18 protein-coding genes are annotated in these 18940 nt (G+C 66.0%); 10 read left to right on the top strand and 8 right to left on the bottom strand.

All coding sequences use genetic code 11. From position 1 onward, the window contains the following. Window positions 1-393 (bottom strand): hypothetical protein (locus tag ABNS06_RS08335; protein WP_348673833.1); only part of this gene is annotated, 393 nt, incomplete at its 3' end. Between the two features lie 35 nt (window positions 394-428). Next, a complete protein-coding gene (locus tag ABNS06_RS08340; protein ID WP_348673834.1) occupies window positions 429-1070 on the bottom strand; it encodes a hemolysin III family protein in 642 nt (213 codons plus the stop codon). Between the two features lie 181 nt (window positions 1071-1251). Here ABNS06_RS08340 and ABNS06_RS08345 point away from each other — a divergent pair, with 181 nt between their 5' ends. The 4 genes from ABNS06_RS08345 to ABNS06_RS08360 are packed head-to-tail and all read left to right on the top strand — an operon-like array spanning window position 1252 to window position 4368. Further along, window positions 1252-2634 carry a nodulation protein NfeD gene (locus ABNS06_RS08345; protein WP_348673836.1) on the top strand — a complete coding sequence of 461 codons (1383 nt, stop codon included), beginning with the start codon at window positions 1252-1254 and terminating at the stop codon, window positions 2632-2634. A 33-nt stretch (window positions 2635-2667) separates the two neighbouring features. Then, a complete protein-coding gene (locus ABNS06_RS08350) occupies window positions 2668-3435 on the top strand; it encodes a slipin family protein (RefSeq protein ID WP_348673838.1) in 768 nt (255 codons plus the stop codon). Then, entirely contained in the window at window positions 3425-3925 is a 501-nt protein-coding gene (locus ABNS06_RS08355) for a hypothetical protein (RefSeq protein ID WP_348673840.1), read from the top strand. Before ABNS06_RS08350 ends, ABNS06_RS08355 begins: the two co-directional genes overlap by 11 nt. Next, complete coding sequence (locus ABNS06_RS08360; RefSeq protein WP_348673841.1) at window positions 3919-4368, top strand: MgtC/SapB family protein; 450 nt, start codon at window positions 3919-3921, stop codon at window positions 4366-4368. Before ABNS06_RS08355 ends, ABNS06_RS08360 begins: the two co-directional genes overlap by 7 nt. A 48-nt stretch (window positions 4369-4416) precedes the next feature. On the opposite strand, the gene ABNS06_RS08365 is transcribed toward ABNS06_RS08360, so the two are convergent. Both ABNS06_RS08365 and ABNS06_RS08370 read right to left on the bottom strand, forming a co-directional pair. Beyond that, window positions 4417-5019 carry a redoxin domain-containing protein gene (locus ABNS06_RS08365; RefSeq protein WP_348673843.1) on the bottom strand — a complete coding sequence of 201 codons (603 nt, stop codon included), beginning with the start codon at window positions 5017-5019 and terminating at the stop codon, window positions 4417-4419. A 24-nt stretch (window positions 5020-5043) separates the two neighbouring features. Then, window positions 5044-7200, bottom strand: coding sequence for a thioredoxin family protein (locus ABNS06_RS08370; protein ID WP_348673844.1), 2157 nt, complete (start codon window positions 7198-7200; stop codon window positions 5044-5046). Between the two features lie 91 nt (window positions 7201-7291). Here ABNS06_RS08370 and ABNS06_RS08375 point away from each other — a divergent pair, with 91 nt between their 5' ends. Genes ABNS06_RS08375 through ABNS06_RS08390 form a run of 4 tightly spaced genes read left to right on the top strand, consistent with a single transcriptional unit; the run spans window position 7292 to window position 9531 of the window. After that, the gene (locus ABNS06_RS08375; protein WP_348673846.1) at window positions 7292-7849 is read left to right on the top strand and encodes a DUF2845 domain-containing protein; all 558 of its coding nucleotides are present in this window, start codon (window positions 7292-7294) and stop codon (window positions 7847-7849) included. A 16-nt stretch (window positions 7850-7865) separates the two neighbouring features. Further along, window positions 7866-8417, top strand: a complete 552-nt coding sequence (locus tag ABNS06_RS08380; RefSeq protein WP_348673848.1) for a glutathione peroxidase — start codon at window positions 7866-7868, stop codon at window positions 8415-8417. Beyond that, the gene (locus ABNS06_RS08385; protein WP_348673850.1) at window positions 8414-8956 is read left to right on the top strand and encodes a pyridoxamine 5'-phosphate oxidase family protein; all 543 of its coding nucleotides are present in this window, start codon (window positions 8414-8416) and stop codon (window positions 8954-8956) included. The genes ABNS06_RS08380 and ABNS06_RS08385 overlap by 4 nt, the downstream gene beginning before the upstream one ends. Next, on the top strand, window positions 8953-9531 hold the full coding sequence (locus tag ABNS06_RS08390; RefSeq protein ID WP_348673851.1) for a hypothetical protein: 579 nt from the start codon (window positions 8953-8955) through the stop codon (window positions 9529-9531). Before ABNS06_RS08385 ends, ABNS06_RS08390 begins: the two co-directional genes overlap by 4 nt. Here ABNS06_RS08390 and ABNS06_RS08395 read toward each other — a convergent pair. The 4 genes from ABNS06_RS08395 to ABNS06_RS08410 form a co-directional block, all read right to left on the bottom strand. Next, window positions 9503-10198: a hypothetical protein gene (locus ABNS06_RS08395; protein WP_348673852.1), complete on the bottom strand. Its 696-nt coding sequence runs from the start codon at window positions 10196-10198 to the stop codon at window positions 9503-9505. The two genes, ABNS06_RS08390 and ABNS06_RS08395, sit on opposite strands and share 29 nt — an antisense overlap. Before the next feature lie 31 nt (window positions 10199-10229). Then, window positions 10230-11000, bottom strand: a complete 771-nt coding sequence (locus tag ABNS06_RS08400) for a tetratricopeptide repeat protein (RefSeq protein WP_348673854.1) — start codon at window positions 10998-11000, stop codon at window positions 10230-10232. A 67-nt stretch (window positions 11001-11067) separates the two neighbouring features. Beyond that, the gene (locus ABNS06_RS08405; RefSeq protein ID WP_348673855.1) at window positions 11068-11736 is read right to left on the bottom strand and encodes a response regulator transcription factor; all 669 of its coding nucleotides are present in this window, start codon (window positions 11734-11736) and stop codon (window positions 11068-11070) included. Next, window positions 11733-12488: an ATP-binding protein gene (locus ABNS06_RS08410; protein WP_348673856.1), complete on the bottom strand. Its 756-nt coding sequence runs from the start codon at window positions 12486-12488 to the stop codon at window positions 11733-11735. The genes ABNS06_RS08405 and ABNS06_RS08410 overlap by 4 nt, the downstream gene beginning before the upstream one ends. Before the next feature lie 136 nt (window positions 12489-12624). Between ABNS06_RS08410 and ABNS06_RS08415 the strand changes: the two genes are divergently transcribed. Together ABNS06_RS08415 and ABNS06_RS08420 are read left to right on the top strand one after the other, a co-directional pair. After that, window positions 12625-13473, top strand: a complete 849-nt coding sequence (locus tag ABNS06_RS08415) for an OmpW family outer membrane protein (RefSeq protein WP_348673858.1) — start codon at window positions 12625-12627, stop codon at window positions 13471-13473. 406 nt (window positions 13474-13879) lie between these two features. Beyond that, entirely contained in the window at window positions 13880-18931 is a 5052-nt protein-coding gene (locus ABNS06_RS08420; protein ID WP_348673859.1) for a choice-of-anchor U domain-containing protein, read from the top strand. Window positions 18932-18940: the final 9 nt, after the last annotated feature.

Here is an 18940-nt window from a genome sequence, read left to right on the forward strand (position 1 = left end):
GATCAGTACCACGGCCATCCGGTACAGCGACCGCCTCAGCCGGATCAGCGAGGGGCGCCCCGGATCGGGAAGCCGGGCCAGATGCTCGTTGGAAAAATGTCCGATCCGGGCAAGCACGCGGAACAGGTAGAGCCCGGCGCAGATCAGCGCCGCGGCGCCGACGTATGGCGTGAGCGTACGCATTGTTTTCAGCGGCGCGAACGCCCAGAGGCCGATCGATGTGCCCAGCGTGACCGGCAGGATTCGGGTGATTTCGAAGCCCCACCGGTTGGGGCGGGCGAAGCGCGCATAGGCGCGCCGTTCCAGCTCGGGTGCGCGCTGGACGAGTTTCTGGCGCAGGGCGCGCGGTGTCCGCGGTGGCGGTTTCGGGCGTTGAGGCTTGTTCGCGTTCATCGCTCGAGCACCTTCGAGTCCTCGCCGTATCCGGCTCAGTGCCTGACGTACGGAATCACGTAGAACAGCACCGCGAAATAGTGCAGCAGGCTGCCGGCGATCACGAACACATGCCAGATGGCATGGTGATACTTCAGCGAGCGCCACAAGTAAAAGACCACGCCCAACGTGTAGGCGATGCCGCCCCCCAGCATGAGCAGAATGCCGCCCAGGGGGAAAAGCTCGATGATGGGCTTGGTGGCCACGACCGCGACCCAGCCCATGCCCAGGTACAGCGCGACGGAAAACCAGTCGTATCGGCCGGCGGTGAACACCTTGAAGATCACGCCCACCGCCGCGAGGCTCCAGACCACCGCGAACAGGCTCCAGCCCCAGGGCGGTGTCAGCACCGACAGGGCGAAGGGTGGGTAGGTGCCGGCGATCAGCAGATAAATCGATGCATGGTCGATGGCCTTGAGCACCGGCTTCGCGGTTTCGTGCGGAATGCCGTGGTAGAGCGCCGAGGCCGTGTAGGTGACGATCAGTGTCGCGCCGAACACGCTGCAACCCACCAGCAGCTTGACGTCGCCGGTGGGGACGGCGAAGCCGACCAGCACCGCGAGACCACCAATGCCCAGCACGGCGCCCAGGCCGTGCGTGATGGTGTGGGCGATTTCTTCGCCGACGGAGTAGCTCACGCTCGTTCGTGAAATCGGAGGTCTCCCGGGGCATGCTGGTGAAACCCGGACATTGGCAGAAGCCCCGGCGCTTGTCATCCGTCGCAGGGGCATCCGGCCAGCGCGTGTCGCGAGGGCGGGTCGCGGAGCATGCGCGGAACAGTGGTGGTACGCTCGCCGCATGCGATGGATGGCTCTACTGATGGTCGGTTTGAGCACGCTGCTCACCGTCTCCGAAAGCCGGGCGGAAACGTCCGGACAGGGCGTGATCGTGGCGCTGGACGGCGCCATCAGCCCCGCGACCGCGGCCTATTTCGAGGCTTCGCTGGATGCGGCGATCGAGGGCGGCGCATCCCTGCTGATCCTGGAGCTGGACACGCCCGGCGGGCTGGACAGCGCCATGCGCGACATCATCAAGCGCATCCTCGGCAGTCCGATTCCTGTCGTTACCTACGTGTCGCCGTCCGGCTCGCGCGCGGCCAGCGCCGGCACCTACATTCTCTACGCCAGCCACATCGCGGCGATGGCGCCGGCGACCAACCTCGGCGCGGCGACACCGATCCCGGTCGGCGGCTCGCCGGGCGGGCAGCCCGACAAGCCGGCGCCGTCGGATGGGGACGCCGAGTCGACGGATTCCGATTCGGAACAAGCCGAAAGCGACCGGCCATCGGAACCGGCCGATGCCGGCACCGCGTCCCGGCGCAAGGCGGTCAACGACGCCGTGGCCTACATCCGCGGACTGGCCGAACGTCGGGGTCGCAATGCCGACTGGGCCGAGCGCGCGGTCCGCGAGGGCGTGAGCCTGTCCGCCGATGCCGCATTGGCCGACAGCGTGATCGATCTGATCGCGCGGGATGTCGGCGATCTGCTGAAACAGATCGACGGCCAGACCGTGGAGGTCTCCGGTGGTGAGGTGACGCTGGACACCGCCGCGCTGACGCTGGAACGCGTGGAGCCGGACTGGCGCATCGAACTGCTGTCGATCATCACCAACCCCACCGTGGCCTACATCCTGATGATGATCGGAATCTACGGGCTGCTGCTGGAGGGCTACAGCCCCGGCGCGATCGTGCCCGGCGTGGTCGGGGCGATCTCGCTGCTGCTCGCGCTGTTCGCGTTCCAGGCCCTGCCGGTCAACTACGCCGGTCTGGCACTGATGGCGCTCGGCGTCGCGTTGATGATCGCCGAGGCCTTCGCGCCCAGTTTCGGTGCCCTGGGGCTGGGCGGGGTCGCCGCGTTCGTGTTCGGTTCCATCATGCTGATGGACGCCGATGTGCCGGGCTACGGCGTGAACCTGGGCGTGATCGGGGGCATCGCCTTCGTCGGCATTGCCGGCGTGGGGCTGAGCCTGTGGATGCTGATGCGGGCGCGGCATGCGCCGGTCTCGACCGCGGCCGAGGCGCTGGTTGGGGAAACCGGTACCGCGGATACGCCGCTGGCGGCCGGGGAGGCCGGATGGTCGGTGGTGGCGGGCGAAACCTGGAAGGTCCGCCCCACGCAGTCGCTGATGGCCGGTGATCGATTCCGCGTCGTCAGCCGGGAAGGGCTGGAGTTGCAGGTTGAACCGATTCACCGTCCCGGTTGACCGGGGTCGGTGGTCCAAAACGGAGGTCTCGAAATGACACCAATGATTTCCATCGTCGTCGTGGCGTTCATCGCGCTGATCGCCTCGTCGATCAAGATCCTCAACGAGTACGAGCGCGGCGTCATCTTCACCCTGGGGCGATACACCGGAACCAAGGGGCCGGGCCTGATCCTGGTGATCCCGTTCCTGCAGAAAATGATGAAGGTGGACATGCGTGTCATCGTCATGGACGTGCCGACCCAGGACGTCATTTCGCGTGACAACGTGTCGGTCAAGGTCAACGCCGTGGTGTATTTCCGCGTCGTGGACGCCGGCAAGGCCACCCTGCAGGTCGAGCAGTACTACGCGGCGACCAGCCAGCTCGCGCAGACCACGCTGCGATCGGTGCTGGGTCAGCATGAACTGGACGACATGCTCACCGAGCGCGACAAGCTCAACCAGGACATCCAGAGCATTCTCGATCGTCACACCGACGCCTGGGGCATCAAGGTGTCCAACGTCGAGATCAAGCACGTGGACCTCGATGAGTCGATGATCCGCGCCATCGCGCGCCAGGCCGAGGCGGAGCGGTCGCGCCGCGCCAAGGTGATTCACGCCGAGGGTGAGCAGCAGGCCGCCGAAAAGCTGACGGAGGCGGCGAAGGCCTTGTCCTCGCAGCCGCAGGCCATGCAGTTGCGTTACCTGCAAACGCTGCTGGATGTCAGTACCGGCACCAGCGGCCAGAACTCGACCATCATCTTCCCGCTGCCCATGGACCTGATCCGGCCGCTGATGGAAAAGCTGGAACGGGATGAGGCCTGATCCCGTGCCGGGCCGCCGCCTGTTCTGGCTGGCGCTGATTCTGCCCGCCTGTGCGATCGCGGCGGTGGCCGGCGGTCTGACCGAGGCCGATGTTCAGCGCTGGATGCAGACCCGGCTCGCACTGCACGAATCGCAGGCGGCGGAGCCCGAGTCCGGGCTTCGAGACGAACTGATCGCCGAGGCCGGTTACACCGGTGCCGCGCAGTTCCGCGCGCACGGCGCGCGCATCGCCGAGGCCAGGGCCGCGTTGACCCGCGGTTCCGTCACCGATCCGGAACGGCAGCGCCAGATGCAGCGGCTGAAGGATTTGCGCGCCGCCGGGCTGATGGAGCAGGGCGAGTTCGAGGCGGAGATGATCGAGCTGCAGAGCGCCGCGTCGGCCGCCGCACCGTCACGCAAGGACTGGGCGGCGGTCAAGCCGCATCTGCCTCGGTTGCAGGCGCTGGACGACTACGTCAGCGGCCGCAGCGAGACGCCCCCGGCATGGTGATCGAGGAAGTCATTCTCGTCGGCAAGGTGGCCGCGGCCATGGCGCTGGCCGGCGTGATCGGATTCGAGCGCGAGGCCGACGGCAAGGCCGCCGGGTTTCGCACGCACATGCTGGTCGGCGGCGCGGCCGCGCTGCTCGTGGGCTCGGCCGATCTGCTGATCGACCGCTTCGGCGCGGATGCCGGCAATGCGATGCGCACCGACCCGATCCGCGTGGTCGAGGCGATTGTCGCCGGCGTCTCGTTTCTCGGTGCCGGCACCATTTTCGTGTCGGGCGACGACCGCGTGCGCGGCCTGACCACGGCGGCCTCGCTGCTGATGGTCGCGGGCGTTGGTGTGATCGTCGCCGTCGAGGCATGGATAGTCGCGCTGGGCGTGACCCTGCTGACGCTGTTCACGCTGCGCGTCCTCGCCAGGGTCGGCGCCGGCGGTTCCGGTTCCTGACCGATAGACATCGCCGGCCTGGCCCGGCGACGCCCGCCGCGCCGCGAATCAGTACTTGACCGAGCAGCCGTAGGGTCGCGTGGAGGCCGGGTCCGGGAGATCGCCCTGGGCCAGTGCGGTCATCGACGTATCGACGTAGTTCATCGCCTGCTCGATGTCGGCGGGATTCGCGCTGGGAATGGAATCGATGGCGCCCATGTAGGCCAGCATCGTGCCCTCCGTGTCGATCACGTACATGTGCGGCGTGGTCTTGGCGCCATACATCCGGCCGACGGTGCCGTCCTCGTCAAGCAGCACGTGCGTGGGCGTGGCTTCTCGCGCCGTGGTCAGCGCCATCGCCTTTTCCGGCGTCACATGGCCCTGCTTGCCGGGTGCGGACGAGATGATGGACAGCCACACCACGTCATCGCCCGTATAACGGGTTTGCAGCGACTGCATGTTGCCGCTGTCGTAGTGCTTCTGGACGAACGGACAACCGTGGTTGGTCCACTCCAGGATCACGGTCTTGCCGCTGTAGTCGCTGAGCGAGACGGTCTCGCCGGAGGCGCTGGGCAGCGTGAAGTCCGGTGCCGGATTGCCCGGGGCGACCTTGGCCTGGGCGGTGCCGAGGCAAAGCGCGAGCAGCACGAGCGGGGCGAACAGATGACGCATGATCAGGCCTCCTTGGCGTTGAGATCAGAGCGCGTCGATCGCCTCGATGACGCGCTGTGGTGTCAGCAATTGTGGCAGTACTCTGGGCTGGGCACCCGCTTCTCCGGGGTAGAGCAGATAAAGGGGCACGCCCGTCCTGTCGTACTGTTCCAGAACCGTCGTGATCACCGGATCGCGGTTGGTCCAGTCCCCTTTGAGTCTGACAATGCCGGAGCGTTCCATCGCCGCGATCACCTCGCCGGTGTTCAGTGCCACGCGCTCGTTGACATGGCAGGTCACGCACCAGTCGGCGGTGAGGTTGACGAAGACCGCCTGGCCTTGCGCCTGCAGTTCGGTCACGGCATCCGGCGTATAGACGCCCCACTCACCTCCGTGCGCGGTTACCGCGGTGTCCGCCGCCGTGCCCGGCGGCGCCGAGCGCAGCATCGGCGAGGCGAGCAGCACGCAGGCCAGCACCACCGACGCCCAGGCCATTGCACCCAGGATCACGCGCTGCGGGCCGTCCAGCGGGCGCCGGCCCCACAGCCAGACGGCGAAGGCCAGCAGCACGATGCCGGTCAGGCCGATGGCCATGCCATTGACGCCGGTCTGCCGGCCCAGCACCCAGATCAGCCAGACCGCGGTCAGGTACATCGGAAACGCCATCAACTGCTTGAACGTCAGCATCCAGGCGCCGGGTCGCGGCAGCATCCGCGCCGCGGCGGGAACGAATCCGATCAGCAGAAAGGGCAGAGCCATGCCCAGTCCCAGCGCGGCGAACACGGTGAGCGCCACCGCCGCGGGCTGGGTGATGGCGAAGCCCATGGCCGGCCCCATGAACGGAGCGGTGCAGGGTGTGGCAACCAGGCAGGCGAGCAGTCCGGTGATCAGCGCGCCGCGGTTGCCGTCTTGATGGGTTAGCGAGTCGCCCACGCCCATCAGTCGGGTGCCGACCTCGAAAACCCCCGCCAGACTGAGCCCCAGCACGAACATCACCCAGGCGAGAATGGTCACGAACACCGGCGATTGCAGCTGAAAGCCCCAGCCGATCCGTTCACCGGCCTCGCGCAGCACCAGCAGGCCGACGGCCAGCGCCAGGAAGCCGCCGACCACGCCGGCGGTGTATGACAGCGCGTGGGCGCGGCGATGGGCCGATTCGCTGGCGGATTGCTGGGCGATCGATACTGCCTTGATCGACAGGACCGGGAACACGCAGGGCATCAGGTTCAGGATCAGCCCACCGAGCAGGGCGAAGGGAATCGCGAGCCAGAGGCTGAATTTGGCGCCGGCTGGTGCGGACGCCGGTTCGGTGGCGACCGGCACCAGCGCGTCCGCGCTGATCAACCGTGCTGTGAAGCGCACCGCCCGGCTGTCGTCGAGTACCACGACATGCTCCGTGCTCGCGGGCGGCTCGCCGAGGTACTCGCTGGTCGCCACGGCGATTTCCAGCACGTGATCGGAGCGCCGGAACACGGGCTGGTCGGTGTTGCTGGCCAGCTCCGGCGTGGCCGGGAAGTACAGCGTGGATGCCGGATCACCCAGCGCGTCGGGAGGCAGCTGGATGCGAACGCGGTCGCCATCGATCGCATACTGCGCCGGCACCGTCAGCGGCGTGGCGACATGCTCGCGCGCCGCTTCGATCTGCCGTGCCCAGCGGCTCGGGTTCGCGCTGTCGCGGACCGGCAGGTCCAGGGTCAGATCGGCGGAGCCGGGAATGCAGACATCGTCGCAGACCAGCCAGCTGGCCGCCGTCGCCAGTGACAGCGAGTCCGCGTCGAAGTCCGTCGGCACGTTGATTTCCGTCAGCAGGAAATGCTCGCCCGAGTAGCCGAAATTGGTCAGCGGCCCCATCGGCTGGCGTTCCGGGAACGGCCACAGGATGTCGCTGGTGGTCACGCCGTCGGGAAGCGACCACTCCATGCGGGTTGGCAGGCCGGAGTCGCCGGGGTTGCGCCAGTACGTGTGCCAGTGGTCGTCCGGCTCCAGGCGCAGCGCGACGGTCAGCGTCTCGCCGGGGACCGCCGCGTCGGAGGCCGCGACCAGTTCCACGTTGATGTGGTCCCGTCGCACCGGCTCGGCGTGTAGCAGGGGTGGCAGCAGTGCCGCCGCGACCAGGAACAGGTCCAGCCATCGGCCGGGGATGGCGGACAGACGTTGCGGTGGGGCGGCGCGCCGTGCAGCGTAGCGGGATGATTGTTTCATCGATAGGGTCTTGTTCGATGGGCGACGATGACCGGAAAGGATTGTCTCACAGGGTATGAGACCTCGATTTCACGCAATCTTGGCATTGCTCATGTTGACGGCGTGTTGTCACGCCGAGGCCGCGTTTCGTTGTGACGGCCAGATCATCGAGACCGGCGACAGCCGCCTGCGGGTGCGCTCGCTGTGTGGCGAACCGGACCTGGTCGATGCGGCGGGACATTACTACCTTGGCCATGTTGCCTCCGCGGACAGCGAGACCTGGTACTACAACTTCGGCCCGCGCCAGCTCATCCGGGTGCTGCGGTTCCGGCGGGGTTCACTGGTGGAAATCGACCAGGACGGCTACGGGTTCCGCGATACCGGTAACGGCAGTTGCGATTCCTTCGACGTGGTCGAGGGGCTGTCCAAGTTCCGTCTGATCGCAAGCTGCGGCCTGCCCGATGACACCGAGATCGCACGCGTGCTGCGGCCCGTGGACCATCACGACTACCGCGGCTTTGGCGCGCACCTCAAGGGTCATCGCATCGAGGTGGTGCGTGAGCGCTGGATCTACAATTTCGGGCCGGATCAATTGCTGCGGATCGCCTGGATCGAGAATGGACGCGTGGTCGATGTCGAGGTCGGCGAGCGTGGTTACCGAAACCGATGACGAACGAGGCGTACCCATGAAGCACTGGATGATGACGGGCCTGGTCGCGGCCGCGATGGCGTTCGGGCCGGCGGCGGGGGCGAGCTGCGACGGTCCGCTGGATGTCACCAAGCGCCGGCTGGCCGGCGACGAGTCGGTTCGCCTTTGCGAGGCCTACGCGGATCAGGTTGTGCTGGTCGTGAATACCGCCAGCAAGTGCGGATACACACCGCAGTACGACGGACTGGAAGCGCTTTATGACCGCTACCGTGATCGCGGTTTCGTGGTGCTGGGATTCCCGTCCAACGATTTCGGCGGGCAGGAGCCGGGCAGCGAGGCCGCCGTCGCGCGATTCTGCCGGCTCACCTACGGTGTGCGCTTCCCGATGTTCGAGAAGACATCCACTGCCGAAGGCACGCAGGACGCGCTCTACACCGCGCTGGCCGCGGCGGGTGGCGGTTACCCGCAGTGGAATTTCCACAAGTATCTGCTCGGACGCGATGGCCGGGTCATTCACGCGTTCCCCAGCGCCACCCAGCCCTCGGACCCTGACCTGGTCGACGCGATCGAGACCGCGCTGCGGCCTTGAACGCCACCTGGCACCAACTCTGGACCGCCCTGGAAGCGGCGGTTTCCGACGCCAGCCATCCGCTGCGCGTCGGTGCGCTGGCCACCTGTGATGCGGACGGGCCGTCGGTTCGCTCGGTGGTGTTGCGCGCGGTGGATCGCTCCGCCCCCCGGCTGATCGCGTACACCGACCGTCGCAGCGCGAAGGTCGGTTCGATCGGAATGCGGCCCAGGGTGGAGTGGATGTTTTACGATGCGTCGGCTGGCATGCAGCTGCGGCTGGCCGGGTCGGCGTCGGTCGACACGGATGGCGCCGGCGTGGAGTCGGCCTGGGCGGGCCTGCACGATGGCCAGCGTCGGGAGTACGCGCTGGCAGTGAATCCGGGGGCGCGGATCGACCCCGGATCAGCGATCGCCACGGTCGAGGACGCGCGGTCACATTTCGCGCTGCTGCGCGTGGATGTGTGTTCGGTGGACTATCTGGAACTCGGCCGGATCGTGCATCACCGGGTTCGTTTCGAACAGCACCGGGACTGGGTGCCGGAGACGCTTGCGCCATGACACAGACGATGGACATCGAAAGCGGGCCGATTCCGGTCTGGCCCCAGCATCTGGCCATCGATCTGGTCCACAGTTCGCCGACCATCGGGCGGATTCGCTTCGACGATCACGCGCGGTATCACGACAGTCTGTTCGAGGCGCTGGCCGAGGCCGAGGAGGATCGCAGTCGCGCGGCGCCTCGGGCCGGAGGGCACGCGCGGATCGAGGAGTTTGATGGCTGGGAGGTGCCGGAGGCTGAATTGCTGCGGTTGCGTGCGATCAAGTTCTGCCGAGCGTTGATGAACTCGCCAGCGATTGCGCTGCAATCCGCCGACGTGCTGGTCGTGCGTCGCGGTCAGCAGATTCCGTCGCACCAGCCGGAACGCAGCATCGCGTCGCTGACCTATGTGCTGTCCGGCGACACCCGGTTCCTGTTCCAGCATTCCAGTCTGGCCCAGCACCGGTTCATCGTGCCGGAGGACACCCGGCCGGGTGATTGTTTCGCGGTGCCGAACGACATGGTGCTGAGCGTGCCGGCCGTGGCCTCGCACAGTCCGCTGATCCTGGTCAGCTTCGGGTTCCGGCGGTTGCCCTGACCAGCGCCAGACGCAGGCGCTGTTCGCGAAGCAGCTCGCCGGCGACGGGGAAGAACAGCAGCATCGCCAGACCGTAGTTCCATTCGACGATGTTCTGGATGGCGTCCGGGTCGGCCAGCGCCAGCGGCGCCGGCAGGCTGGCCAGGCCGATCAGCAACTGAACCACGCACAGTCCCAGCATGACCCGCAGCGCCAGCGGGCGGCGTGGCGCGAGCCCCGTCCAGGCGCCGGCGGTCAGCAGCAGCTGGGCAAAGGCGGTTAGCGCGAAGAACATCCGCGCGCCGAAGCGGCGCAGCCAGTCGTACCACATGCCGTCGGAGCCCAGGAACGTCGCGTACACGATCAGGAAGCCGGCGCCGACCAGCCCGGCGATCAGCAGGCTGATGCCGGCCAGGCGGCGGCCGAGTTCCAGGCACCAGAGCCCGCTGACAACCCAGAACCCCATCAGGATGACGCCGGACGGAATCACCATCGCCTTGAAGATGAAGTAGGGCGCGCCATGGCGGCCGGTGGCGCTGACGGTGGTGCAGCCTTCGATGAGGGGAAGGCACTGCGGGATCAGTGCCTGCTGCATCGAGATCACGGTGCAGATCAGTACGGCGGTGAACGGCAGCAGGCCGCTGAGCCAGCCCAGTGGCGCAACGGGGAGCGAGCGTGCACCGGTCATCGATCGAGACGAATCGGTTAGCGTCGCGGGATCAACCGTCGACGCGAAACTCCACATGCGCCCGGCGCATCCAGCCCCAGCGGTCCAGGTCGCCCACGTACACCCGGTACCAGTCAGGCAGGCGATCGAATACCAGCACGGTCATGCCGCCGGGCAACGGGCGGCGCAGGCCGTAGCCCGTCAGCGCCTCGGGGCGGTCGTAGAGCACGCCGCCGTCCATGCGGACCTGGTAGTCGCGGCCGGCGATCAGACTCGCCTCGCGTCGCAGCGCCGGCTGATAACCCTGATTGGCGGCGGCCTGATAAAGCGAGAACGCCGCCTGGTCCGACTGCTCGACTCCGATCCCTTCCTCGTACATCGTGCCCAGCTCGTACTGACCGGCGGCCATGCCGTCCCGGGCCGTCACCGCGTACCACTTCGCGGCCTCGGGACGGTCACGCGGGATGTACTGGCCGCGGTCGTAGTGCGTGGCCAGCGACCACTGCGTGGTCTGGTCGCGCGCATCGATGCCGGGCCGCAGATCCGAGATCAGCGTCGGCACATTGCGGGTCATCGGGATGCGGTCGGTCGGCTCGTCGCAGATGGCCGGTTTCGCCACGTAGTCCGGAGTCAGGCAGACGTCGTACCAGTCGGGATTCTTCCAGGCCTGCGAGCGGAAGTACTGACTGGCCGAGTCGACGAGTTCCGGGCCGGTACGGTACGTGGTGATCGGATCGTTGATGACCGTGGAGACGGGTTCTGGCCCCGCCGCAAACGCCTGTTGCAGCAGACCGAGACCGATGATGAGCAGAACCGAACGCATCCGCGCAGGTTACCCGTCGCATCAGCCGTTGGAAATCCGCCGGACCAGGGATTCAATCAGTGCTTCCCTACAGATCGCCGACCAGTCCCAGGCGGCTGGCCTCCAGCGCGGCTTCCGCCCGGCTGGAGATGTTCAGCTTGCGATACACGGCTTTCACGTAGCCGGCTGCGGTATTGCGGGTTACGCCCATGGTTTCGGCGACATCCGGCAGGCGAAAACCCTTGGCGATCAGCGTGAGCACCTCGCGTTCCCGTGGTGACAAGGGCGCCTCGGGCTCCTCCTGCTCGTGCGCGAAGATGCGCAGCAGCCGCTGCGCCACGCGCGGCGACAGCGGCGGTTCGCCGGCCGCGATGCCCCGCAGCGACCGGGTCACGCGCTCCCGGGACTGGTCCTTGAGCAGGTAGCCGGTCGCACCGGCGCGCAAGGCCGGAAACAGATGGCGGTCGTCGGCGTAGATCGTCGAGACGATGATGTGCGGTGTCTCGCCGCCGTGGGCGAGCTTGCGGATCAGCTCGATGCCCGAGCCGTCCGGCAGGCCCAGATCGATCAGCGCGAGTTGCGGCACCGCGGTCTCGATGGCCTTGCGCCCGGATGCGATGCAGTCGGCCTGCTGGACCGCCATGTCCGGAAACACCTCCTCCAGCACATCGCATAGCCAGGCGGCCGAGGCCGGCAGGTCCTCGACCACCAGACCCTGTCGCAACGCGACCTGTTCGTTGTCTGACGACTCGCTCATGACCTGATCATCGCCTGTGGTGGGGCTGCGCTGCTCCCCTCAGATGGGGGGATCGGCACGCGCAGCACGACCTTGGTGCCGCCCTCGGTGCCCGGATTCCAGTCGATGTCGCCATGGAGTTCCTCGGCGCGCTTGCGCATGTTGGAGGTGCCGCGACCCTTGCCGATGCGCTCCTGCGGAATGCCTTCCCCGTCGTCGGTGAAATCCATCAGCAACAGCGGCCCGGTGGCGCTGACCCGGATGCGGATGCGCGAGGCATGCGCGTGGCGCACGCTGTTGCTGATCGCCTCGCGGGCGATCCTGTACAGATGCAGCGCGTCGGCTTCGGGTAACTGCGGGTCGGGCACGTTCGGCGCCTGCTGCCAGATCAGCGTGACGCCCATCGTTTCCAGGCGCTGTTCCATCTCGTCATGGATCTGGGCGAGGATCTCCAGCAACGTGCCTTCGGCGGACTGGGTGCTGGAGACGACGGCCCGCAGGTCGTGCAGAACATCCCGGGCCAGCGCGCTGACCGCCGGGTCGTGATCACCATGCGCCAGCGTCAGCAGCCGGCCGCCGATGTCATCGTGCAGATCGCGATAGATGCGCTCGCGTTCATGCACGACGGCTTCGGTCTCATTCCGGGCCGAGGACAGTGAGTCGGCGGCCTCGCGCAGTCGGCGAATCACGCGCCGCTGCCGCAGGCAAAGCGGCGCCAGCACGATCACACCCACGCCCAGCACGATCGCCGCGACCAGTTCGAAAACAGGCATCCGAGATTCGCCCCCTCCCTTTGTAACCAGGATTGATAACCGACGGAGTCGGCGTGTTCAAGCTGAACAATCCTGTTCAAGGCCGGTCACAGTGATGCGGGTCACGCGCGGGACGGGGTCGACCGGATGGTGCGAGATGAGCGAGCAAAGACGATCCCGTGCCGCGATGCTGCGGATCGCGACAGCCTTGCTGCTGATGATGGGCAGCCCCGGGGCGACGGCCTGGGACGGCAGGAACCAGTTGCTGATCGGCGGTGCGCATTTCTCCCCGCGGGAGCACAGCGATCCCGTATATACCGAGTTGCAGGACAGCGCGCTGGGTACCCTGCTGGGCATTGATCCGACGTTTTCCTCCCCTGGCACCAAGGCCCACGTCTCGGAATCACAGACGCTGTTGCTGGCCTATGCGCGGGCGTTCACCGATCACATCACGGTCAAGCTGGAAGGTGGCATTCCGCCCAAGTTCGAGTTGAAGGGCGAAGGCGTGGTTCGGCCCACCGGACCATCGGGCAACGTGATCGAGGTCGATCTGGGCGCACCCGAGAACAACCCGCTGGCCTCCGCCAGGCTCTGGTCGCCCACCGTGCTGTTTCAGTACGTGTTTCGCGATCCGTCCCGCGCGTTTCGCCCGAGTCTGGCACTGGGCACGACCTACACCTTCTACACAGACGAGGAGCTCGATCCCGATCTGCGCGACTCGCTCAACCAGCAGTTTGGCCAGACCTTGGCACTGGCGACCGGGAATCCCGGCGAGACCAGCGTGTCCGCCGAGGCCGAAGGCGGGTTCGGGTACATCGTCAACGCCGGTTTCGACTGGCGCTTTTCGGCGCGCTGGTCTGTCATCGGCTCGGTGTCGTTTCTGCGCCTGGATCAAACCTCCATCATCGAGATCCACGACGACAACGGCGAACGCCTCGCTCGCAGCGAGACCCATGTCGATGTGAATCCGGTGATCTCCGCCCTGCTGCTGGGATACCGGTTCTAGCTGAACCGCTAACGATCTCCCGTCGCCAGGGCGGGGAACCGGCCATTCACACGAGAACTGCGCCGGCTCTCGTCCCGCCCTTCCTGTCGCATGCCGGGCTCCACGCTGGGTCTGCGGGGCCGGATATCGCGGTCGAGCAAGAGCACCATAGTTGCGCCGGCGTGCCGGCTTGTTTTCCAGCCGGAATTCGAGTTTCCGTCCGCGCGTGCAGGGATTGTCTCTATCCGAGCTCATCTTGATCGGCAGCTCAGGGTGCCGTCGTCACCGCCAGGATTTCCGAGCGCTTCTGGGTGAAATCGGTGGTCATGTCTGATTCACCGGTTCTTACACCCCCGTCTGGGGGGTATGGGCCCGACGATCCTCCACCTACCTTTGGGCGACCTGATTTTCCCCGGGGAGTGGGTCCATGTCCGTCAATCTCAAGCGCCTTGTCTGCGCGGCCGCCGTCCTTGCCCTCGCCGCCTGCGGCGATCCGACCGAGATCAATCTGGAAGGGGTCAGCGACAACCAGCAACAGTTGACGGTGCCGGGGGGGGGCACGGTGACGCTGACCACGTCGGCAGGAACCCTCAGCGAGGCGCGTGTCATCGACAACCCGGCCCCGGGTGCGGCGCCGGCGGGCGTGAGCTTCGACAACGGTTTCTACGATTTCAGTGTCACGGGCCTGACGCCCGGGGCATCGGTGGACGTGACCATTCAGCTTCCGGCGGGTTCGACCGCGAATACCTACTACAAGGTGCAGGACGGCCAGTTCACCCAGTTCGATTTCAACGGCACCGACGGCGCCCGGTTCAACGGGCGCACCGTGACGCTGACGCTGGTCGACGGCGGGCGGGGTGACGACGACGGTGTCGCCAACGGCGTCATCGACGATCCGGGCGCGCCGGGCACCAAGACGTCCGGGGCCGGGGTGACGACGCCGGGCACGATCAACAGCGCGCTGGTGGGCAGCTACACGCTGACCTACCACGAAGCGGCCTCGGGTGGCCCGTTCTCCGACGGCGACACGGTCAACGTGACGGTGGCCGCGGATGGTCGTCTGACCGTGCCTGCCGGGACCTTCGGCAGCCCGTTCTATCGCAGCTTCGGTGGCACTCCGAACACGGCCGAGATCATCTGGCTGGATGCCGGAGCGCAGATCGAGTACGCGCTGTCCGACAACAACAGCGGCAACTTCAACGAGATCAACATCGGCGACGCCAGTCAGCCGCAGGGCAGCGGCGTGCCGGCTTTCCTCGGCCAGTTGCGCATGGGCACGACCGGCGGGCCGGACACGACGCCCGACGCCTTCGCCTTCACCGATCAGACCGGCGTGCCGCTGAGCACGGTGGTGACGTCGAACACCGTGACCATCACCGGCATCGATTCCACCGTGAACGTCTCGGTGCAGAACGGCGAGTGGTCGCCGAACTGCCAGCCCAGCGGGTTCACGACCGCCGACGGCGTGGTCGAGGTCGGCCAGACGCTATGCGTGCGTCACACCTCGGCCAGCAGCTTTGACACCACGGTGACCACGACCCTGACCGTCGGCACGGTGATGCAGGCGTTCACGTCCCGCACGCAGGCATCCGCGGCCAGCTACGACATCACTGGTGGTATCAGCGGCGCCGGTACGAGCGGCAGTTCGGGCCAGTGGGAACTGTTCATCAACGGCAGCTTCGCCAACGACGGCCCGCTGAACGACGGCAACGTCACCTACACGGCTGCACCGGTCGCCGATGGCGCGAGCTATCAGGTGGTCGCATCGCCAGTCAGCGGCTTGACCTGCTCCGTGGCCAACGCCTCCGGCACGGTCAGCGGCGGCGACGTGACCGGCGTTGACATCACCTGCTCGCAGGCCGCGGGTTACGACATCAGCGGCACCATTGCAGGGTTGCCGAGCACCGGTGCGACCGGGACTTACGAGGTGGAGGTCGACGGCACGGTCGTGGCCGGCAACGCCATGGCCAACGGCGCGATCACCTATAACGTCAGCCCCGTGCCCGACGGCTCGAACTACATCGTTCGGGCCTTTGCGCCCAGTGGTTATAGCTGCACGGTGCTGAATGCGGCGGGTACGGTCTCCGGCGGCGACGTGACCGGCGTTGACATCAACTGCATGACCACGCAGGTGGCGACGTACTCGGTTTCCGGCAACATTTCCGGTGTCGGCACCGGTGGCAGCAACGGCCAGTGGGAAGCCTTTGTCGAGGGTTCCCTCGTCGCCGATGGTCCGCTGACCGATGGCGCCGTGATCTACGCAAGCGGTGTGGCCGATGGCGCGAGCTACGAAGTGACCGCGTCGCCGTCCGGCGGGCTGGTCTGCACCGTGGCCAATGCCACGGGCACCGTCTCCGGTGGCGACATCACCGGCGTCGACATCAGTTGCTCCACGCCCAGCACCTTCAGCCTCTCCGGCGCCATCTCGGGTATCCCGGGCACGAACTCGATGGGGCAGTGGGAGCTGCTGTCCGAAGGGTTCATCGTGAACGACGGAGGCCTGCGCAACGGTGCGGTGACCTACACGGCCAGCATCGCCGACGGCAGCGACTACGAGGTGCGGGCGCAACCGTCGTCCGGGCTCACCTGCACCGTCGCCAACGGGTCGGGAACGGTCAGCGGGGCGGACATCACGGACATCGACATCAGCTGTTCGCAGGCCGCGAAATCCAGCGTCGACCTGTTCATCAGTGGCATGGATGCCGGCACGACGCTGGACTTCCGCTTCACCCTCGGCAGCCAGGTGATCGAGGACACGTACACGCAGAGCAATGCCTCGATTCGATTGATCGACGGTACGGCCGAGGAAGGCACGTCGTATACCTTTGAGGTGCTGCGTCATCCGGAAGGCAAGCTGTGTCTGCCGACGCCCAACTCCGCGTCCGGGACGATGCCAGGCTTCGACCTGATCCTGAACGCACCGTGCGAAGATGTGATCGGCGGCCTGGCACCCATCGCCAATCCGCCCAGCGGAACCATTCTGGATGCGGAGTGGGGGAACGGTCGCTTCGTGATGGCCGGGCAGTTCAACAGTCTTCCCTTTGTCACCACGGACGGCCAGACCTTCACCGGAGGTGGAAGCTTCCAGGGTGGGCCGACGGATATTGCGTTCGATGGCAACCAGTTCATCGCGGTCCGAAGTGCCTTCCTTTCTACGAGCACCGATGGCAGCAACTGGACCGACCTGCCTGGGAATCAGGCCATCCTCAACATGCAGTATCTGCATGGCAAATCGGGTCAGTACGTCGGCGTGGGGCTGGGCGGGCGTGCCTTCCTGTCCAGTGACCTCAGCAACTGGACCGAAGTCGCGACCGGGAGCACTCGCAATCTGCAAGATGTCACCGAGCACAACGGCACCTATGTCGCCGTTGCATTGGACGGTGACATAGTGACGAGCGTGGACGGTGGCCAGACCTGGACGCTCGCCAACCCGATTCCGAACACACCGGACCTCCGGTCGGTGATCTGGGATGGCAGCCAGTTCGTCGTGGTGGGCCAGAATGCACTGGCAATCAGCGCCGACGGTTTCAACTGGCTGTCACTGGGCGGTATCAATGGCCACATCCGCGACATCACCGTGGCGAATGGCCTGTACGTGCTGGTGGGTGACGATGCGATGCTGATCGGACCGAGCCTGCGCGATCTGACCGGCTATCCGCTGACCAGCGACCTCTACACCGTGGCGACCGGCCCGATTGGCACAATCGCTCTGGGGCAGAGTTCGGCCGGGTATTTCGGATTTCCACAGGACACGGCGCCGCCCAAGGCTTCGGACGGTTGGCGCATGCTGTCGCCGCGTCAGACCTACAACAATCTGAATCGCGTGGTGTGGGATGGCCAGCAATTCATCGCCGTGGGTGGGCGTGGTCAAATCTTCCGCAGCACGAATACCGAGCTTTGGGTGGCGGCAAACACGCCGGCCTTGAGGGATTCGAGCTCTGGGAGTTTGTCCACCTTCGCCACCGATGGGCAGACGTTCGTCGCGGCAGTGACGCGCGGAACGACAGTCAAGAGTTTCGATGGCGATTTGTGGGGTGAGGTTGAGCCCACCGAATCCGTCACCGAGATTTTCTACAACGGGACTGAGTTCGTCGGGATCAACGGCAGCACCACCTATGTCAGCCCGGACGGCCATAGCTGGACGACTGCAGCCGACAATGCACCGTACATTGCGGCTTTGCAGGCGAATCAAAGTCCCACGGTGGCCTATGACGGCACCATGTACTACCGAATCCTCAACGGTTCGACGCTACAGACCAGCTCGGATGCGAGCACTTGGCTGACCGTGAGCCCGCAACCCTTTGTCAGTCGCGGCACACCCAAGGCCATCGCCTACGACGGCTCGCAACTGATCGTGGTCGGAAGTCTCGGGTACGTCTACAGCAGCGCCGACGGCACGAACTGGACCACGCACGGTCGCGTGGGTGAGGCGGTTATGCAATTGAACGACATCGCGTTCAACGGCACGGACTATGTGACAGTGGGTCACAACGGGCAGATCTGGGCGAGTACGGATCTGAACAACTGGGATACCCGCAGCCACCACGCACCGTTTCAGATCAACGATGTTGTCGTGGCCGGTAGTGAACTCGTTGCGGCTGGTGCAAAAACCATCCTTGACGAGAACGGGAACGAACAAGAGACGGTGCCTGCCATTGCCATCAGCTACGACGGCGGGTTTACCTGGCAAGAGCAGACCGTGCCTCTGGATTACACGGGGATCAACAACACCGTTCCGTTGTTGGATATCGAGTGGAACGGGTCGCAGTTCGTGGCGGTAGGTGGGCCCATCAATCCATCCACCTTTGGGGAGACGGGCGATGGCCGCGTTATCGGGTATGTCAGTGCGGATGGCCAGAACTGGACGTTGGAGAACACCTTGAATCGCGGGACGTACTCCGGTCTGGATGAGGCCGCCGGCACCTTCCTCGCCTATCCGCAGTTCGGGTTCTCGAGCAGCGAAATCCGTCGCGATATCGGGACCGGCTGGACGGACATCACCGGGACGCTGCCCGAGCAGGTCTACAGCGGGAGCACGGGTCGGTTCCATCCGCTGGAGGTCATGCATGACGGCAGCCAATACTTGTTCGGTGGCGGCAGTGGCATGCTCTACAGTTCCGCCGACCTGATGAATTGGACGGAACTGCCGCCCGGTGTGCCCAGCCCGATCAACGCGATTCGTCTGATCAACGGCCGCTACTTCGTGCCGACAACCGGCGGGCTGTCCTACAGCGATGATCTGACGAGCTGGACGACCGTGATCAACCAGATCACCTCGGACGCCAGAGGCGTCGGAAATTACGTGGTTGTCACGGCGCCGGACGGGCGGCTCTACGTCAGTGAAGACAATGGCGACAGCTTCGAAAATGCCACTCTGCCAGGGTCGTCCACCGACAGTCCTGATTGGGAACAGGCGCTGGAGGCCTTCGGTCAGCCGGTCGTCCGTTCCGGTCGAATCTTCATGGACTACCGACCGTAGTCGGATCCT

The organism is uncultured Abyssibacter sp. (assembly GCF_964000955.1).
Taxonomy (GTDB): domain Bacteria; phylum Pseudomonadota; class Gammaproteobacteria; order Nevskiales; family OUC007; genus Abyssibacter.

What these genes read in the sequence shown, in the direction of transcription:
- ABNS06_RS08410 (WP_348673856.1), bottom strand. Translation starts at nt 12,488, where the DNA reads ATGCCTGTTTTCGAACTGGTCGCGGCGATCGTGCTGGGCGTGGGTGTG.
- ABNS06_RS08420 (WP_348673859.1), top strand. Translation starts at nt 13,880, where the DNA reads ATGTCCGTCAATCTCAAGCGCCTTGTCTGCGCGGCCGCCGTCCTTGCC.
- ABNS06_RS08365 (WP_348673843.1), bottom strand. Translation starts at nt 5,019, where the DNA reads ATGCGTCATCTGTTCGCCCCGCTCGTGCTGCTCGCGCTTTGCCTCGGC.
- ABNS06_RS08415 (WP_348673858.1), top strand. Translation starts at nt 12,625, where the DNA reads ATGAGCGAGCAAAGACGATCCCGTGCCGCGATGCTGCGGATCGCGACA.
- ABNS06_RS08375 (WP_348673846.1), top strand. Translation starts at nt 7,292, where the DNA reads ATGTTGACGGCGTGTTGTCACGCCGAGGCCGCGTTTCGTTGTGACGGC.
- ABNS06_RS08350 (WP_348673838.1), top strand. Translation starts at nt 2,668, where the DNA reads ATGACACCAATGATTTCCATCGTCGTCGTGGCGTTCATCGCGCTGATC.
- ABNS06_RS08370 (WP_348673844.1), bottom strand. Translation starts at nt 7,200, where the DNA reads ATGAAACAATCATCCCGCTACGCTGCACGGCGCGCCGCCCCACCGCAA.
- ABNS06_RS08355 (WP_348673840.1), top strand. Translation starts at nt 3,425, where the DNA reads ATGAGGCCTGATCCCGTGCCGGGCCGCCGCCTGTTCTGGCTGGCGCTG.
- ABNS06_RS08360 (WP_348673841.1), top strand. Translation starts at nt 3,919, where the DNA reads ATGGTGATCGAGGAAGTCATTCTCGTCGGCAAGGTGGCCGCGGCCATG.
- ABNS06_RS08390 (WP_348673851.1), top strand. Translation starts at nt 8,953, where the DNA reads ATGACACAGACGATGGACATCGAAAGCGGGCCGATTCCGGTCTGGCCC.
- ABNS06_RS08345 (WP_348673836.1), top strand. Translation starts at nt 1,252, where the DNA reads ATGGTCGGTTTGAGCACGCTGCTCACCGTCTCCGAAAGCCGGGCGGAA.
- ABNS06_RS08395 (WP_348673852.1), bottom strand. Translation starts at nt 10,198, where the DNA reads ATGACCGGTGCACGCTCGCTCCCCGTTGCGCCACTGGGCTGGCTCAGC.
- ABNS06_RS08405 (WP_348673855.1), bottom strand. Translation starts at nt 11,736, where the DNA reads ATGAGCGAGTCGTCAGACAACGAACAGGTCGCGTTGCGACAGGGTCTG.
- ABNS06_RS08400 (WP_348673854.1), bottom strand. Translation starts at nt 11,000, where the DNA reads ATGCGTTCGGTTCTGCTCATCATCGGTCTCGGTCTGCTGCAACAGGCG.
- ABNS06_RS08380 (WP_348673848.1), top strand. Translation starts at nt 7,866, where the DNA reads ATGAAGCACTGGATGATGACGGGCCTGGTCGCGGCCGCGATGGCGTTC.